This is a genomic window from Patulibacter sp. NPDC049589 (assembly GCF_040675535.1).
Taxonomy (GTDB): domain Bacteria; phylum Actinomycetota; class Thermoleophilia; order Solirubrobacterales; family Solirubrobacteraceae; genus Patulibacter.
In genome coordinates this window covers 26,522-42,021 of the sequence record NZ_JBFAPC010000033.1, presented here as the reverse complement: position 1 = coordinate 42,021, position 15,500 = coordinate 26,522, and the positions used below count along the sequence as shown (strand labels likewise).

Annotated in this window: 14 protein-coding genes and 2 pseudogenes; 6 read left to right on the top strand and 10 right to left on the bottom strand. The window is 75.5% G+C overall.

Features of this window, described 5'->3' with window-relative positions; genetic code table 11:
* From AB0L40_RS08765 to AB0L40_RS08725, 9 genes and pseudogenes are all read right to left on the bottom strand, one after another.
* A pseudogene (locus tag AB0L40_RS08765) lies at positions 1-627 on the bottom strand (hypothetical protein); the annotation flags it as partial.
* Between the two features lie 101 nt (positions 628-728).
* Positions 729-989, bottom strand: coding sequence for a DUF4235 domain-containing protein (locus AB0L40_RS08760; protein ID WP_364352247.1), 261 nt, complete (start codon positions 987-989; stop codon positions 729-731).
* On the bottom strand, positions 986-1,561 hold the full coding sequence (locus AB0L40_RS08755) for a DUF3618 domain-containing protein (protein ID WP_364352244.1): 576 nt from the start codon (positions 1,559-1,561) through the stop codon (positions 986-988). The genes AB0L40_RS08760 and AB0L40_RS08755 overlap by 4 nt, the downstream gene beginning before the upstream one ends.
* On the bottom strand, positions 1,558-1,962 hold the full coding sequence (locus AB0L40_RS08750; RefSeq protein WP_364352241.1) for a phage holin family protein: 405 nt from the start codon (positions 1,960-1,962) through the stop codon (positions 1,558-1,560). The genes AB0L40_RS08755 and AB0L40_RS08750 overlap by 4 nt, the downstream gene beginning before the upstream one ends.
* Before the next feature lie 55 nt (positions 1,963-2,017).
* Entirely contained in the window at positions 2,018-2,662 is a 645-nt protein-coding gene (locus AB0L40_RS08745) for a TetR/AcrR family transcriptional regulator (RefSeq protein ID WP_364352238.1), read from the bottom strand.
* Positions 2,659-4,158, bottom strand: coding sequence for an MFS transporter (locus tag AB0L40_RS08740; RefSeq protein ID WP_364352235.1), 1,500 nt, complete (start codon positions 4,156-4,158; stop codon positions 2,659-2,661). The genes AB0L40_RS08745 and AB0L40_RS08740 overlap by 4 nt, the downstream gene beginning before the upstream one ends.
* Positions 4,159-4,413: 255 nt before the next feature.
* Positions 4,414-5,268 carry an alpha/beta hydrolase gene (locus tag AB0L40_RS08735; protein WP_364352232.1) on the bottom strand — a complete coding sequence of 285 codons (855 nt, stop codon included), beginning with the start codon at positions 5,266-5,268 and terminating at the stop codon, positions 4,414-4,416.
* A gap of 79 nt (positions 5,269-5,347) precedes the next feature.
* The gene (locus AB0L40_RS08730; RefSeq protein ID WP_364352229.1) at positions 5,348-6,367 is read right to left on the bottom strand and encodes a hypothetical protein; all 1,020 of its coding nucleotides are present in this window, start codon (positions 6,365-6,367) and stop codon (positions 5,348-5,350) included.
* Positions 6,364-7,869 carry a hypothetical protein gene (locus AB0L40_RS08725; RefSeq protein ID WP_364352226.1) on the bottom strand — a complete coding sequence of 502 codons (1,506 nt, stop codon included), beginning with the start codon at positions 7,867-7,869 and terminating at the stop codon, positions 6,364-6,366. The genes AB0L40_RS08730 and AB0L40_RS08725 overlap by 4 nt, the downstream gene beginning before the upstream one ends.
* Before the next feature lie 172 nt (positions 7,870-8,041).
* Here AB0L40_RS08725 and AB0L40_RS08720 point away from each other — a divergent pair, with 172 nt between their 5' ends.
* The 3 genes from AB0L40_RS08720 (at position 8,042) to AB0L40_RS08710 (ending at position 11,756) form a co-directional block, all read left to right on the top strand.
* On the top strand, positions 8,042-9,394 hold the full coding sequence (locus tag AB0L40_RS08720) for a PAS domain-containing protein (RefSeq protein ID WP_364352223.1): 1,353 nt from the start codon (positions 8,042-8,044) through the stop codon (positions 9,392-9,394).
* A 94-nt stretch (positions 9,395-9,488) separates the two neighbouring features.
* Entirely contained in the window at positions 9,489-10,226 is a 738-nt protein-coding gene (locus AB0L40_RS08715) for a hypothetical protein (protein ID WP_364352220.1), read from the top strand.
* 66 nt (positions 10,227-10,292) lie between these two features.
* Positions 10,293-11,756 (top strand): hypothetical protein, encoded by a 1,464-nt coding sequence (locus AB0L40_RS08710; RefSeq protein WP_364352217.1) that lies wholly within the window; start codon positions 10,293-10,295, stop codon positions 11,754-11,756.
* A gap of 374 nt (positions 11,757-12,130) precedes the next feature.
* On the opposite strand, the gene AB0L40_RS08705 is transcribed toward AB0L40_RS08710, so the two are convergent.
* On the bottom strand, positions 12,131-12,454 hold the full coding sequence (locus tag AB0L40_RS08705) for a hypothetical protein (RefSeq protein WP_364352214.1): 324 nt from the start codon (positions 12,452-12,454) through the stop codon (positions 12,131-12,133).
* A 279-nt stretch (positions 12,455-12,733) separates the two neighbouring features.
* Between AB0L40_RS08705 and AB0L40_RS08700 the strand changes: the two genes are divergently transcribed.
* The 3 genes and pseudogenes from AB0L40_RS08700 to AB0L40_RS08690 all read left to right on the top strand — a co-directional run bounded on the left by AB0L40_RS08700 (position 12,734) and on the right by AB0L40_RS08690 (position 14,951).
* Positions 12,734-13,453 carry a GntR family transcriptional regulator gene (locus AB0L40_RS08700; RefSeq protein ID WP_364352211.1) on the top strand — a complete coding sequence of 240 codons (720 nt, stop codon included), beginning with the start codon at positions 12,734-12,736 and terminating at the stop codon, positions 13,451-13,453.
* A 292-nt stretch (positions 13,454-13,745) separates the two neighbouring features.
* Positions 13,746-14,129: pseudogene (locus AB0L40_RS08695) on the top strand (IclR family transcriptional regulator C-terminal domain-containing protein); the annotation flags it as partial.
* A 489-nt stretch (positions 14,130-14,618) separates the two neighbouring features.
* On the top strand, positions 14,619-14,951 hold the full coding sequence (locus AB0L40_RS08690) for a hypothetical protein (RefSeq protein ID WP_364352208.1): 333 nt from the start codon (positions 14,619-14,621) through the stop codon (positions 14,949-14,951).
* Positions 14,952-15,500 lie beyond the last annotated feature (549 nt).

The window sequence follows — 15,500 nt, the reverse complement described above, 5'->3', positions numbered from 1 at the left end:
GTTCGTCCGCCGGTCCGGGCGGGAGCCCGCGGGCGCGGCGTCACGGGACGGGACCGGGCCCTGTTCGCGGCGGGCGGCGATCCGGGCCGCCTCCTCCGCCGTCGGCCTGCGGCCCGCGCGCGGGCCGTCGGGACGGGGCGCCCGCTGCGTCTCGTCCGCCTCGCGGTACGCGCGCGGCGACGGCACCACCTGCGTGGCCGTCACGGCGGGCCGGTCGACGGCCGGCGGGGCGACCCTCGTGTCCGGCGAGCCGGTGTCGCGCTCGGTGGGCCGGTGGTCGCCGTCCTCCCGCGACGCGCGGACGGACGACGACTCGCGCTCCGTGGTCCGCCGCTGCTCGTCCTCGCGGGACGCGCGGACCGACGGCCCCGCCACCGGTCCGGGCGCCCGCGCGAGCGTGCCGAGGCGCGTGTTCTGCAGCTCGTCCACGCGGTCGTGCTCCTCGATCGTGCTGCGCTCCACGAGGAACGCGAAGAGGGCCCCGATGCCGCCCCAGAAGATCAGCAGGACGAGGACGAAGCCGACGCCGGCGTCCAGGAACCACCCTGCGAGCGCGGAGGCGATGAACCCCACCAGCCCGACGCCCCAACCGACCTCGGGTCCCGGCGCTGACGACTGGTGCTCCATGGCTCTCCCTGTTCCCCGAATCGGTGGTCCTGAACCGATTCTTGCAGGCCCCTTGGCGACCTCGGGCACACACGGGGCGTGCCGGGGCCGGAGCGCCGGGGTCAGTCCCCGGGCCACTCCCCCGTGGCCCGCTGGAACGCCTTCGCGCCCGCCCGGTCGGTCGCGGCCTTGACGGCCCCGAAGATCGCGCCCTGCAGCGCGGCGGCCGGGAGGATCTCCTTCCAGCCGTACTCGCTCTGGAGCGCGCCGGGAGCGTCCTCCTCGCCGGCGACCCGCTTCCAGATCTGCTTGAAGATCGCGCCGCCGACGAGGCCGCCGAGGACGCCGAACGCGATGCCGAGGGGCTTGTAGAGGAGCTTCACCGGGACCGCCTCCGCCAGACGAGGACCACGACGAGGACGCCCGCGGCCGCGGCGACCGCCGCCACGGGGACCTTCTGCTCCTGCACCGCGCGGCCGGCCTGCCCGGCCGTGCCCTGGGCGCTCGACGCCGCACCCGCGGCGGAGTCCCTGACGCTCGATCCGGCGCCGGCGACGGCCTCCTGGGCGTCCGATGCGACCCCGGTGGCCTTCTCGCGGGCCTTTGCGGCCACGTCCGCGACCGAGGACTGGGCCTTCGCGGCCGCCCCGGCGACGGACTCCTTCGCGTACTGGGCGCCGTCCTTGGCCTGCTGCTTGCGCTCCTCGATGCCCTCCTTGGCGCGCCCCTTCACGTCGAGCTTGTGAGCGAGCGCCTCGACGGTGTCGCCGAGCTCCTCGCGCGTCTCCTCGATCTGGTCGCGCAGCTCCTCGGGGCTCCCGGCCTCGGCCGGGTCCGGGGTGGACGCGTGACCCACGAGCTCCGGCTCGCCGGCGTGCTCGGGCTCGGCCGCCGCGACCTGCTCGAGCGTGGCGTCCTCCGCGACGGCCTCGTCGTCCCGCTTCTTCGCGCTCATGCCCGTCCGCTCCGGTCCTTGATCTCCTGCACGTCCAGCTGGGTGCTGCCGATCGCCTGCTCGGGCACCGGCGGGGTCGCCTCGGAGACCTCCTTCTTGCCGACCAGCGCGGCGACGCCGGCGACGGTGAAGAGCAGGACGGCGACGATCAGGGCCGCCAGCCAGCCGTCGACCGCGGTGGCCAGGCCGAGGACCGCCGCCGCGACGAGCGCACCGATGCCGTAGACGGCGAAGACGCCCGCGCCGCCGAAGAGCCCGACACCGATGCCGGCCTTCTTGCCCTTCTGCTGCATCTCGAGCTGGGCGAGCTTCAGCTCCTGCCGCACGAGGGTGGACGTCTGTTGGGAGAGGTCGTGGACGAGCTGCGCTACCGGCCGCTCGTCCGCAGTGGGAGAGGCCATGCATGGCGACTGCCCCGATGTTCCCGTGCCAAACGATCGGCCTCGGCGCAGGGACTCAGCGCGGGCGCGGCGCGGGGGTGGTGACCCGCTGGGCCTGGTCCGCCGTCAGCGACGGGCTCGAGAGCCGCACGTCGGAGGGTCGCAGGCCGATCACGAGCAGCTCGAGGTGCCGCCGCCACGCGTCGGGGGCGACGTCCTTCGTCGTCTCGATGACGCCGCGGATCGACCACAGCACCACGGAGACGTCCTGGGACGTCAGGTCCCCGCGAACGCGGCCGTGCGCCTGCGCGTCGGCGAGCAGCTCGGCCGCGACGACGCGGAACTCGCGGCGCAGGCCCTCGGTGACCTCGTCGCCGGCCCACAGCCGCGGCAGGCAGCCCCGCCTCCGCGCCTGGTGCTCTGCTGCGTAGGCGAGGAACGACTCCAGCCCCGTGCCGTCGGCGCGCGCCAGCGCCTCGCGCCCCGCGGCGACCACCGAGGTCAGCAGGTCCTGGACCAGCGCGTCGATCAGCGCGTCCTTCGTCGGGAAGCGCCGGTAGAGCGTCCCGACCCCGACCCCCGCGACCCGGGCGACCTCGTCGACCCCCGCGTCGAGCCCCTGCTCGGCGAAGACCGTCGCCGCCGCCTCGACGAGGAGCTCGCGGTTGCGCGCGGCGTCGCGGCGCAGGGGCCGCTCGGTGGGGGTCGCTCCGGTGCTCACTCGGGTTCGTCGCCCCGGACCGTACCGGCCGCGACGAGCGCGAGCTCCGGGTGCGGCAGCTCCTCGACCCCGTCGGCACCGCCGGCACCGTCCCCGGTCCCGGCGCCGGCCCGCGCGGCGCGCAGCACCGGGACGAAGACGGCCGCGACGGTCGCGAGCACCGCGGCGCCGGCCAGCACGCCGAAGCCGAGCGTGTAGCCGGACTCCTTCGGGACGCCGTCCGCCGTGGCGCCCGCGGTCACGATGCTGGACATGATCGCGGCGCCGAGGGAGCCGCCGATCGTCCGGATGTTGGCGTTCATGCCCGATGCCACGCCGGTCTGCTGCGGCGGGACCGCCGCGACGATGAGGTTCGACATCGCCGCGAACGCCATGCCGAAGCCGACGCCGATGAGGGCCATCGCGACGCCGATCTCCCACGTCTCGTCGTGGGCCACGGTCAGCATCACGAACGGGATGACGCTGAGCGCGGACCCGGCGACCAGGACGGCCTTGGAGCCGAAGCGGTGCGCGAGCCGGCCGGAGACGAGCCCGAGGACGAACATCATCACGGTCATCGGGAGCAGCAGGAGCCCGGAGCTCGTGACGCTGAGGCCGAAGCCGTAGCCCTCGGACTCCTGCGTCTGGAGGAAGGCCGGCAGGAACGCGAAGACCGCGTACATCCCGATGCCGAAGAGCAGCGCGACGAGGTTCGTCGTCCAGACGGCCGGGACGCGCATCATCTTCATGTCGATCAGCGGGTGCTCGGAGCGGTCCTCGACGACCACCCAGACGACGGCGATGATGACGGCCAGGACGATCAGGCCGACGACCTTCGGCGAGCCCCAGCCCCAGCTCTCGGCCTGGCTGACGGCGACGAGCAGGGCGACGAGCCAGCCGGACAGCAGGACCGGCGCGACGAAGCCGATCCTCCCGGGCGTCCGGACGGGTGATTCGGGGACGAACAGGTGCGCCCCGATCGCCGCCAGCACCGTGACGATCATCGGGATCCAGAACAGCCAGTGGTAGCTCAGCGCGTCGACGATCGGGCCGGCGAGGACGATGCCCAGCCCGGCGCCGACGGCGGTCAGCGCGGCGATCACGCCGACCGCTCCCGCGACCTTCTCCTTGGGGAACTCGTCGCGGATGATCCCGAAGGCCAACGGCAGCACGGCACCGCCGATGCCCTGGATCACGCGCGCCAGGATCATCACGTCGATCGACGTGGCGACCGCCGCGAGCAGGGAGCCGAGGGAGAGCGCGGCGAGCGTCGCCACGAACATCCGCTCCTTGCCGACCATGTCGCCGACGCGCCCGAGGATCGGAGTGAAGATCGACGCGGACAGCAGGTAGGCGGTCAGCACCCAGGTGACCGACGACTGGGAGGTGTGGAGCTCCTCCTGGATCGTCGGCAGCACCGGCGTGACCAGCGACTGCAGCAGCGCGTACGCGGCGACGCCGGCCGCGAGGACGACGAACGTCAGCTGGTGTGGTGTGCGGGCGGTTGAACGGGCCATCGGGTGCTCCTCGGTCACAAGCGGAGCCGCGGCTCCGCAAACAGAGCGAGATCGTAGCGCCGGATGCGGAGTCGCGCCTCCGCTTCTCTGTGCGATCCCGCACGCGACGCCACGGAACGTGGCGCCTCGCCGCGAGGCTGGCGCGGTGGCCTTCCCGACGTGGCGCGCGGGCAGTCCCCGGAACGACCCGGGGCCCGGCCCGCGGCCGCGGACCGGGCCCCGTCGGGGTCCCGTCGGAGGTCGTGCCGGGGCGGGTCAGGGGCCGGTCGAGGCGACCGTGGCGGCCCGGTCGACCGCGCCCGTGACGTCGAGGATCGTCTGCGCGACCAGCTGCGGGTCGTCGTACATCGGCACGTGCCCGACGCCGGGGAGCTCGAGCAGCTCGGCGGTCGGCACGTGCTTCAGGAGCGGCTCGCCGTAGTCCTGGAACGGGATCGTCCGGTCCAGCTCGCCCCACGCCACGCGGATCGGGAAGGTCACGTCCTGCAGGTCGCCGTCGAACGGGCCGTCCCGCAGCGTCGCCTCCAGGATCGGCTCGAGCGCCGAGCAGGACACCAGGTCGTCGAGCAGCTCGAACGCCGCCGCCGCGGGCACGCGGTCGCCGTGGGCCATGGTGCTGCGGAAGCCCCAGAGGCGGGCGCGCGGGCGGCGCAGGATCCGCAGGACGCTCTCGGGCGCGACGTTCGCGGCCTTGAAGCCCTGGAGGATGAGCTTCGAGACGCGGGCGAGCTGCGCCTCCGTGGTCCAGCCGCCGGCCGGGGAGAACGCGATCACCGACGCGGGGCGGCCGCGCGCGGCGAGCTCCAGCGACAGCCAGCCGCCGAGCGAGTTGCCCGCGACGTGGGGACGGTCGACGCCGACCTCGTCGAGGACGCGCTCCACGTCGTCGGCCAGCGACTTGACGCTGATCTCGCCGCCGGACGCGTACGCGGCGCCGCCGGCGTGACCGAGCAGCGTCGGGGCGATCACGTCGTGGTGCGGCTCCAGGAGCGGGATCACCGGCCGCCAGATCCGCCACGTGCCGGTCAGGCCGTGGAGGAGCACCAGCGGGGATCCTTCGCCGGAGCGGTGGTACGGCGGGGCCGCGGGTCCGGAGCGCGTGCGGGGCATCCGTCCATGGTGCCCCGGCCCGCGGGCGCGTCCTCGGGGTCCCCACGACCAACCCGAAGGTCGTGGGGTCCCCGCCGCGTCACCGCAGGGGGTAGGTCGCCTCTCGCCGCTTGCCGCCGATCGTCACCCGCAGGACCATCACGGCCGTGCCCTTACCCGCCGCAGCGCGCTGCGCGCCGGTCAGCGCGATCGAGACGGTGCCGGTCCGCCGCGCCTTCACCCGCACCTTCCGCGACCGGCCCGGGGTGACGTGCGGCCGGCCGTTCCTCATCCCGAAGGCCCCGATCAGCGCCTCGATGTCGCACGCCTTGGGGCAGCGGACCGTCGCCTTCGCCCTCCGGCGCCCGGAGTCGAGCTTCGGCGGCGCCGTGGGCTTCGCGGGCGAGAGCAGCTCGTCGTTGGGGTCCGCCCGCGTCTCGCGCCCGATCCGGCGCAGGCGGATCCGGCCCTGGACGGACCACGCGCAGGACGTCGTCGACGAGGCGACGTACCGCGGGCACTCCTCGCCGGTGTAGCGCTTCTCGAACTCCTCGGTCCAGCTCCCCGAGTCGAGCTGGGCGAAGGACGGGCTGAGCCGGACGCCGCCGGGCGGCACCGCGGTGGCCGCGGGGTTCGCCGCGTTCGGTGCTGGGACGGACATCTCTCCCGTCCCGGTGCCGCCGTCGCTGTCGGTGCAGGTCACGGGGCCCTCGGACGCGAGCCACGGGGCGATCCAGAACGCGCTGCTCCCCGCGATCTGCCCCACGGCGATCATGCCGTTGGCCGTGACCGGCCCGCCGGTGCAGGTGACCGACGTGCCCTGGGCGTTGTCGGTGCGGAGCTTCATCGTCCCGGGCTTCGTCTGCTTGACCACCACGCTGGACGGCGACTGCAGGACGAGGTCGTCGAACGTGACGTTCGGCAGCCGGCCCTCGACGTTGTACGACACGGAGTCCGAGCTCGACACGCCCTGGAAGGCCTCCTCGAGCCTCCACTGCACCGTGGCGTCGTAGGTGACCGCGTAGATGTTGCGAACGACCTCGGCGTGCGCCGGGGCTGTCGCGGCGAGCGCGGCGAGGACCGGGGCGACGATCGCCGCGGCGCGCAGGCGGCGGGTCATCGGACCTTCACGGTCCGGACGACGGTCGTGGCCTTGCCGGCGGTCGGGCGGAGCGTCGCCGTCAGCCGGAACGTGCCCTTGCGGACCCGCGACCGCTGGGCCTTCAGCGCCTTCAGCCGGACGCCGATCGTCCCCGGCCTCTTCGCCGTCGCCGACCCGGTCGCGACCTTGCGGGCCCTGCGCCCCTTGCCGCTCGTCAGGGTCAGGGTCACGCGGCCGGCCTTCGGGACGGCCACCGACAGCCGGGTGCCCGCCCGCACCGCGGCCGCCCGCAGCTTGGCGGGGACCGTGACCGCGAGCTTCTTGGGCGTCGGCGTCTTCCCGCCCTGGTCGCCGCCGGTCTTCCCGCCGCCCCCGCCCCCGCCGCCACCGCTCGGGCGCTCGACGGTCTCGCAGTCGGCCGCGACGACGTCGATGGCGTCGGCGAGCACGCGGTCCTGCCCCACCCCGCAGGCGACGGTGTCGACCTCGCCGTCGCGCACGTCGACGGTGTCGTTGCCGTACGCCGGCCGGCACTCGAAGAAGTTGCAGGCCGTCGCGGTGTCGGCGTTGACGGTGTCGCGGCCGGGACCGGGGTCGATCGCGTCGTGCCCGTAGCCGCCGACGATCGCGTCGTCCCCTGCGCCGCCGACGATCGCGTCGTCGTAGTCGAAGCCGGTGAGGACGTCGGCGCCCGGGCTGCCGACCAGCCGCGACGGCGCCGCGGCGGTGCGGAACACCTGAAGGTCGACGGGGTCGGCCCCCGCGGTGACGTCCGCGGCGACCAGGAGGTGGGCGATCTCGATCCCCTGCACGTCGTCGGCCTCCCCCGGCCGGCCGTCGTCCGCGCCGCCGCCGAGGGTGATCCGCACGGGCTGGACGGGCGATCCGCCCTGGGCCGTGTACTCGTACGGGCTGAGCGTGTCGCGCCCGGCGCCGCCGTCGATCACGTCCGCGAAGGACGCCAGGCCGCCGCCGGCGAGCAGGTCGTCCCCGTCGCCGCCCCGGACCTCGTCGGCCCCGTCGTCGCCGTCGAGGTCGTCCGCACCGGCGTCGCCGAAGAGGTGGTCGGCGCCCTGGTTGCCCTCCAGGACGTCGCTGCCGTCGCCGCCGTGGAACGCGTCGGGGCCGTCGCCCCCGTCGAGCGCATCGTTCCCGGCCCCGCCGTCGGCGGTCACCGGCACGTCGGCCGGCCACGAGAAGCCGACGCGGAGGTGGTCGTCGCCGTCTCCGAGCTCGACCCGGGCCCCGCCCGCCGGCCACGGGCAGCGCAGGCGCCCGGGCGGGTCGAACTCGCCGCGCGAGCACGCGCCGGGCGCGCCGTTGGTCATGGCGCTCCCGTCGTCGACGACGATCAGGTCGTCCTCGCGGTTGACGAAGAGGTCGTTGGCCTCGCCGGGGGCGGCCCGGAAGACGAGGGCGCCGCCCTCGATGGTGGTCGTTCCGGCCGACGCGACGGCCGGGGCGGCGCCGAGCAGGGCGACGGTCACGGCGGTCGCCCGGAGGAGGGATCGGGATGGCATGCCCGGGACCCTGCCCGCGGGGCTCCCCCTCGGCATCGGGGAGGTCCCGGAAGCTCGCCCGGTCGCCACGACCTCGCGCCGACGATCCCCTGATCGGTGGATGCCGTATTCCCCCGATCGGTGGTCCACCGACCGTCACGCGCGGGGACGTGGTCGGCTACGGTGCGGGTGTGTGGCGCGCGGCACCGGCACCGACGACGAGCGTGGATCCTCGCGGGCCACGTGGCCGCCGATGAGCTCACGCCGCGGCGCCGCGGACACCCCCGGCGACCCGCTGGTCCGGCTCGGCGCCGCCGCCCTGAGCAGCGGCGAGGTCGTCGTCCGGGTCGGCGGGGTCCGCAGCCGCGCCCAGCTGGACGCCGTCGCCGCCGCCGTCCGCGGCATCCGCGGCATCGGGGACGTGCGGGTCGGGCCGTGGGCGGACCGCGGGCGTGCCGAGCTCGTGCTGCGGACCACCCGGCCCGTCGCCCTGGCGGGCGAGCTGCGCCGGGTCCTCGGCCGCGAGCTCCGCTCGTGCGTCGCGGTCGACGGGCGGCTGGAGCTGCAGCTCGAGCCCTCGGGCCGGCACCCGGCCGACGCCCGCCCCGAGGCCCGGACCGGGGAGCACCACGCCGTGCCCGGCGCCCTGTCCGCGCACCAGCGGACCCGGGCCGTGCCGCCCTTCCCGACGCGACCGCCCGGCGCCGCGCGCCCGGACGCCGGTCGTCGGACCACGAGGCCCGGCGCCGCTCCCCCGCCCGCCGGCTCCGCCGGGCCCGACGCCCCGGGCTCGCGGCCCGCCGGCCCGGAGCACGACGGCGTCCGCGAGGCGCTGGACGGGATCGGCTCGCTCTCGATCCTGACGTTCGACACCGACCTGCGGTTCGTCCGCGCCGCCGGGGCGCTGCACGACCGGCACGAGCACGACTGGTCCGCCCTACGGGGCCGCCGCCCGCACGAGATCGTCTCCCCCGCGATCTGGAGGACGCTGGAGCCCGGCTATACCGGCGTCCTCCACGGACGCACGACGACGCTGGACACGCCGAGCCCGGACGGCCGGCGACGCTACGAGGCCACGTTCCGCCCGCTGGTGGTCGACGGCCGCGTCACGGGCGGGACCGTGACGCTGCTGGACGTCACCGCCGAGCGCCAGGACGGGCAGCGCCTCGACGAGCTGCGCGACGTCCTCGCCGCGTCGTTCGACGGCGCCCCGACGGGGCAGGCGCTGCTGTCCCCCGAGGGCGACTGGGTGCGGGTCAACGCCCCGCTGCGCCGCCTGCTCGCCCACACCGACGGGTCGCTCCTGGGGACCGCCGTCCTCGATGTCGTCCACCCCGACGACCGCGGGAGGGCGTCGGAGCTCGTCCGCGCGGTGCAGGCCGGAGACCGCGACGGCTTCGACCTCGAGACGCGGATGCTGCGCGGCGACGGGACGAGCGTCACCGTCCACGCCCGGCTCTCGGCGGTCCGGACCCGCGAGGCCCTGCTGCGTGGGCTGTTCGCCCACGTCGCCGAGCGGGACCACTGGGGCACGGGCGGCGGCTGAGCCCGCGGGCCCGGTGCCACCACCGGCCCGCGGCGATCCGGCGCGGCGGGCCGTCTACGCTGTGGCCGTCCGTCCGGAGGAGACCACCGTGGGAATGGCCGAGAGGCTGGCGGCGAAGGCGGCCGCGATGACCGAGCAGGCACGGAGCAGCGCCACCGCGCGGGCCCGCGACGCCGCCGGCGCGGCGCGCGACGCCGTCTCCGCCCGCGCCCAGGGCGGCCTGCTCGGGCTGCTGCGGATGGACGACGACCGCCGGGTCACCATCGAGGGCATCACCGTCCTGCTCGTGTCTGCCGTGCGCAGCGACGAGGAGCGCGACCTCTCCGACCGCGACGTCCTGAAGGCGGCCCGCCGGCGCTACCGCCGGCTCGGGGCCCTCTCGCTGCCGTCCGGGCCGGTGGGCGGCGTGCTGGTCACGCTCTACTGCGAGGCCGCGACGCTCTGCGACCTCGTCGAGCTCAAAGGCGACCCGCTGAGCGACGAGGCCGTCGCCGCCCACCTGCTGGTCCTCTGGCACGTCGTGCCGGACCTCGACGCGGCGGCCGGGGCGATCGCCGGGAGCGGACCGAACGTCGCGGCCGTGCTGCGCGAGCGCGCGCAGGGCCGGATCGACGCGCTGGAACTGCCCGAGCCGATGACGAAGCGGGCGGCCGTCCGCCTCCTCTGGCGGCTGCGTGACGTGGCCGGGGACGCCCAGGAGCTCGAGGGCACCGGGGTCCGCGAGCGGCTGTTCCCCGGCCGCCGCGTCAAGGCGTTCGTCGTCGAGGCCGTCGAGCAGCTCGGGCGGCCGGTCCCCGCGTTCCCGGTCGCCGCGCCGCCGACCGCGGAGTGAGCGGCGCCGGAGCATCACGGGGAGGTCCCCGATTCGGTGGCGCCGCGGGGCTCGTACGGTCGCCGGATGCTCCGTCGCTCCCTCCCCCTCGCCGCCCTGACCGCGGTCCTCGCCGTCCCGGCCGGCGCCTCCGCCGCGACCCGCTGGGGGGACGTGCCCGACGCCGGCGGCGGCGACCCGATCGCCTGCCCGACCTCGTGCACCCTCGCCCAGGAGCGCTACGCCAACCAGGACCTCCAGGACGTGCTCGGGCCCTCGGCGCGGGCCGTCGTGACCGGCTGGCGCGTGGCGGGTGCGGGGGGAGAGGTGCGGCTGCGGGCGCTCGGGGGCACCGCCGCGACGGCGTGGTCGCCGACCGCGTCGACGGCGACCAGGCCCGCCCAGCTGCCGGTCGCGGCCGGCCAGCTCGTCGCCGTGGAGGGGCGCTCCGGCGCCGTCCTGCGGATCGTCCCCCCGTTCTTCCCGAGCGACGCGGACGTCGTGCGACGTTGGAGCCCCGCCCTGCCCGACGGCGCCGGCCCGGGCGGCGGGACGACGAGCGAGGGCACCGTCGCGCTCGCGCTGGACATCGAGCCCGACGGCGACGGCGACGGCCTGGGCGACGAGACGCAGGATCCGGACGGCGGGTCCCCGGTGGTCGGCGACCCGGGGCCCGGCTGGACGCCCGACCCCGGCACGCCGGCCCCGCCCGCCGCACCGTCGGCCCCGACGACACCGACCGCGCCGAAGGCCCCGAGCGCCCCGGCGAAGAAGGCCGGCCCCAAGGTCCCCAAGGCGGGGCCGAAGGTCACCCTCGCGAAGACGGCGCCGGCCACCGCCAAGGGCGTGGTCCGGGTGACCGTGAAGAACCCCTACGGGCAGGCCCTGAGCGGACGCGTCACCGTGCGCCGGGGCAAGAAGGCCGTCGGCTCCGCCGCCGTGCGGGTCGCCGCCGACGGCAGCGCGACGACGGCGGTGCGCCTGAAGCCCGCCGGGCGGACCGTCCTGAAGCGCAAGCGCCGGCTCACGGTGACCGTCGAGGCGCGGCTCAAGGGCCCCGCGGGCCGGTACCGGACGAGCTCCCGGACGCTGACGGCGACGGTCTCGAAGGGCACCGGCGGGACGACCACCGGCGGCGGGTCGACGAACGGCGGCTCGACCAACGACGGGCCGACGGACGACGGCGGCAAGGCCGCAGGCCCGGACGGCACCTACCGCGCGTCCGACGGCCAGGTGATGGCCGTCGAGGGCGGGAAGGTCGTGAGCTTCAGCGGCTCGTTGTCGCTCTACTGCACGCGCTCGGGGAAGCAGAAGACGGTCGCGTACTCGATGGCCGCGGACGACCCGGCGCCGACCGTCGGCGGCGACGGCTCCTTCGCGTGGGAGGCCACGCAGGGCTACGGCTTCGTGAAGCTGAAGTTCGAGGGCCGGATCAGCGGCGACGCGGCCACCGGCAAGCTCGCCGTCGAGGACCGCTCGCCGCTCCTGGGCACCGGGAAGATCGAGTTCGACTACTGCTACGCGGGCAAGGAGTGGTCGCTGCAGCGCTGAAGGGCCCCGATGCGCCCGAGGCGGTCCTCCGAGGTCGAGACGAGCGCATCGTCGGCCGCGGCGCAGCCGTGGCCGTAGAGCGCGGTCAGCCGGCGGTCGAGGCCCTCGGTCAGGAGCGACCGGGATGACGCACGGCTCCGCGGCTCCGGTGGGATCCGGGATCGACGCGAGTGTCGGTCGGGTGAGCACCACGGACGGCTTTCGAGCGGGGACGACGAGCGACCACGGCTGTCGAGCGGCCCGTCGCGCGTCCGGGCTGCCCTCGAGGGACGTCGGGGCAGGAGCGCCGCGGCGGTGATGGCCGCGTCGGTCCCCCGTACTGGGGACCCACCATGGACCTCGCGGCGGATCACCGAGAACCTCCGCGAACGGCCTCAGGCGGTGTGCACCGACCGCGGGTGGTACCGCGTACCGACGGCCTTGCCGGTGCGCTGCACCCGGCCGCTGAGGGTCGCCTCGCGCAAGAGCTCGGTGACCTCGCCCGACAGGTACGTCGGCGGCACCCCCAGCGCCGCGCGGAGCTGCCGCGCGGACTGCGGCTCGCCGACCGTCTCGAGCACCCGGACGATCTCCTCCGGGCTGACGACCTCGCGCAGCGGGGGGCGGCCCCGCCGCCGGGGGCGGCCGGACCGGCGGTGCCCGGGGGCGTCGTGGCCGGCGGTGGAGTCGTGCTGCGAAGACGGGGCGTGGGGGGCCATGCCCCTTGTTCGCAGCCCGGCCCCGAGTTGTGACCGCGCGTCGACATCCGGCTCGATGGTCCGCTCGTCGGGCCGTGGCATGCGCCCCCGGTGGACGGCCTGGCCAGGGATCCCCTGATCGACGCCGGGCGACTGGATCGTCGCCGGGCGTCGGCCGTCGTCGCCGTACGCTGCCGCGCGGCCGATGGGCGCAACGGCGTTCGCTCCTCCTGGTACCTTGCCATCCCACACGCGGCGGGATGGATCCCGTACGCCGTCCGCGTACCGTCCCGAGGAACCATGAAGACCGACCCCGACCCCAGGCCCGCTGCCGGCGGCAACAATCTCGTCGACGAGATCGCGACGGCGATCCGCGCGCGGATCATGTCGGGCGAGATCGCCATCGGTGCACAGCTGCGGCAGGCGGAGCTCGCCGGCGAGCTCGGGGTCAGCCGGACGCCGATCCGCGAAGCGCTCCGGCAGCTGCAGTCCGGTGGTCTCATCGAGGTGCTCCCCAACCGGGGGGCCATCGTCCGCGTCCCGGTCCCGTGGCAGGTCCGGGAGGCGTACGAGGTGCGGGCGCAGCTCGAGGCCTTCGCCTGCGAGCTCGCGGTCCGGCACATCACCGGCGTGCAGGTCGCCGGCCTGCGGGCCGCCAACGGCGCGCTGCGCGACGCGACGGCCAACCCCTCCGGGGCCGCGCGCGGCGAGTGCGGGACGACGACGGACGCCAACGACGAGTTCCACACCACGATCCACCTCGCGTCCGGCAACGAGCGGCTCGCGCGCACGATCAACGAGATCAACGAGACGTTCCCGCGCAACGTCTCGGCCCTCGTCCTCGCCGACGATCCCCGCCACAGCGAGGAGAGCATCAGCGAGCACGATCGGATCGTCGACGCGATCGCCGCCGGCGACGTCGCCGCCGCGAGGCGCGAGATGATCGCCCACGTCGTGGGCGCCGGGGAGCACCTCGCCCGCTGGTACGAGCGCCGCTCGTCCACGGTCTTCGTCGGCTGACCGGCCACCGGGACGCTCGACGAGGTCGCCGCGATCGCCGTGCACGGGACGTGGCCCAGGACGGGCGCGACTTCGCGCTGCGCCCGCGGGTGTCGGAGCTCGGGGTCGCCTACTTGTCCGGGCTCGGCTTCCTCGGCGTCTCCCGCCCCCACCTCGAGGCGGTCTCCCACGCCGTCGACGAGTCCGCGTCGATCTCGGTCCTCGACGGCGACGAGGTCGTCCACGTCGCCCGGGTCCCGACGCACCGGATCATGTCGGTGGCGATCGCCAACGGCACCCGTTCCCCGCCGGCACGACGTCGATGGGCCGCGTGCTCCTGGCCGCGATGCCCGCCGGGGAATCCGACGCGCGGCCGGAGCGCGTCCTCGCCGCCGCCCCGGTGCCGGCCTTCACGCTGGGCACGATCACGACGCTCGACGGCCTGCGCGCCGCCGTCGCCGACGCGCGGGAGGACGGCCACGCGGTCGTCGACGAGGAGCTCGAGCGGGGCCTGCGGTCGATCGCGGTGCCGGTCCGCGACGGCGCCGGCGCCGGCGAGACGGTCGCGGCGATGAACGTCGCCACGCACGCGGCGCGCCGGCCGGTCGACGACCTGCGCGAGGTCGTCCTCCCCCACCTGCTGCGCGCCGCCGACGCGATCCGCGCGGACCTCGGGCGCCTGCGGACGACGACCTGACCGATCCGGCGCCAGCCCGCACCACGACCGTCCGACGTGCCCGCACCGGTGCCCCGGACGTGCCCGGCGCCCGCCACGTCATGACGATCCGCAGAAACACCGAGCGCCCCCGGGACCGAAGTCCCGAGAGCGCTCGGCGTGCGTGTGTGTGGTGGTCGCGGGCCGTCCCGGGCCCTTGACCGTGTTGTCCCGTCCGCTCCACCAGGAGAGTCGGACAGGAGCACCGTAGCGCGCCCGGCGGTCGACATCCAGGGCTGCGGTGTAAAGGTTCGCTGAGAGCGCCGAGGCGCCCACGATCTCGCCCGCGCCGCCGCCTATCGCCGCCGCGGTCCTGCGGCCGTCGGGTCCGGCTCGGCGGACATGACGGTCCCCGGTGCGCCACCGCACACGGATGGTCGGGTTTTCCACCACGTGGAGCGGCCCGTCGCGTGTCAGCATCCATGGTGGGCCGAGAAGCCCACCCGCCGCCTTCCACCCCGAGGTCCGCTGATGTTCACCTTCGACAGCATCGCCCGCTACTGGATCCCCGGCTCCGTCTTCCTCGCGGTCGCCGTGGTCCTGATCTCCAGCCCCGACATCATCGGGCTCGAGGGTGCGGGCCTCCTCTTCGGCGGCGGAGCGGCCGTGGTGGTCGTCAACTACATCCAGAAGGTGGGCTTCGCGGGCGACATCGACCGCGACAAGGAGGCCGAGACGCGCGCCTTCTTCACGCGGTACGGCATGTGGCCCGGCCAGGCGTCCGACGACCTCATCACGGAGGCGCGCGGCGACGGGATGCTGCAGCACGTGAAGGTCAAGCGCCCCGACGGCAGCTCCTTCTGACCTGACGGCGGGGCCGGCGTCCGCCCGGACCGACGCGGATCGGTCCGGATGGATCCAGAGGCGCCGGGCGAGACCCCGGCGCCCTGCGCTCGATCGCCGGCGACGGCGCTCCGTGAACCACCGCACGCCCGCGCCGCGGCGTGCGAGGCCGGCGCATCGCCGAGGTCGCGCTTGACGTCGTCCGGAACGCGGTTCGCGTCCGGTCCCTCCGGCGAATCGCGGGAGGGCTCGGCGACGGGGCGGCACGAGCCGGAGACTGGTCGACATCCCGTCGCGGTGGGCGAGGGAACCGCGACCACCCCGCGGGTCGGCGCGCCGTCGGGATGAAGTGGTCGTCCTCTGCTCGCCCGGGGCGAACGAATGGCGACCACCGCGTGCCGTGCCGTGCCCGCGCTGGAACGCCGCTCTCCGATCGGTCGACGCGTCGAGCAGGTCCTGCCGTGCGTCGCGCCCGGACCGTGCTCCACACCGATCGCCCGCACCGCCGTCGGCGAGCTGCAGGGGCGGATCGAGGGTCGAGCTGCTGACGCGACCTGAACGTGCGCCCGT

Coding starts and splice junctions, on each gene's coding strand:
- AB0L40_RS08755 (WP_364352244.1), bottom strand. CDS start 1,561: ATGAGCGCGAAGAAGCGGGACGACGAGGCCGTCGCGGAGGACGCCACG.
- AB0L40_RS08750 (WP_364352241.1), bottom strand. CDS start 1,962: ATGGCCTCTCCCACTGCGGACGAGCGGCCGGTAGCGCAGCTCGTCCAC.
- AB0L40_RS08740 (WP_364352235.1), bottom strand. CDS start 4,158: ATGGCCCGTTCAACCGCCCGCACACCACACCAGCTGACGTTCGTCGTC.
- AB0L40_RS08735 (WP_364352232.1), bottom strand. CDS start 5,268: ATGCCCCGCACGCGCTCCGGACCCGCGGCCCCGCCGTACCACCGCTCC.
- AB0L40_RS08730 (WP_364352229.1), bottom strand. CDS start 6,367: ATGACCCGCCGCCTGCGCGCCGCGGCGATCGTCGCCCCGGTCCTCGCC.
- AB0L40_RS08725 (WP_364352226.1), bottom strand. CDS start 7,869: ATGCCATCCCGATCCCTCCTCCGGGCGACCGCCGTGACCGTCGCCCTG.
- AB0L40_RS08715 (WP_364352220.1), top strand. CDS start 9,489: ATGGCCGAGAGGCTGGCGGCGAAGGCGGCCGCGATGACCGAGCAGGCA.
- AB0L40_RS08710 (WP_364352217.1), top strand. CDS start 10,293: ATGCTCCGTCGCTCCCTCCCCCTCGCCGCCCTGACCGCGGTCCTCGCC.
- AB0L40_RS08705 (WP_364352214.1), bottom strand. CDS start 12,454: ATGGCCCCCCACGCCCCGTCTTCGCAGCACGACTCCACCGCCGGCCAC.
- AB0L40_RS08700 (WP_364352211.1), top strand. CDS start 12,734: ATGAAGACCGACCCCGACCCCAGGCCCGCTGCCGGCGGCAACAATCTC.
- AB0L40_RS08690 (WP_364352208.1), top strand. CDS start 14,619: ATGTTCACCTTCGACAGCATCGCCCGCTACTGGATCCCCGGCTCCGTC.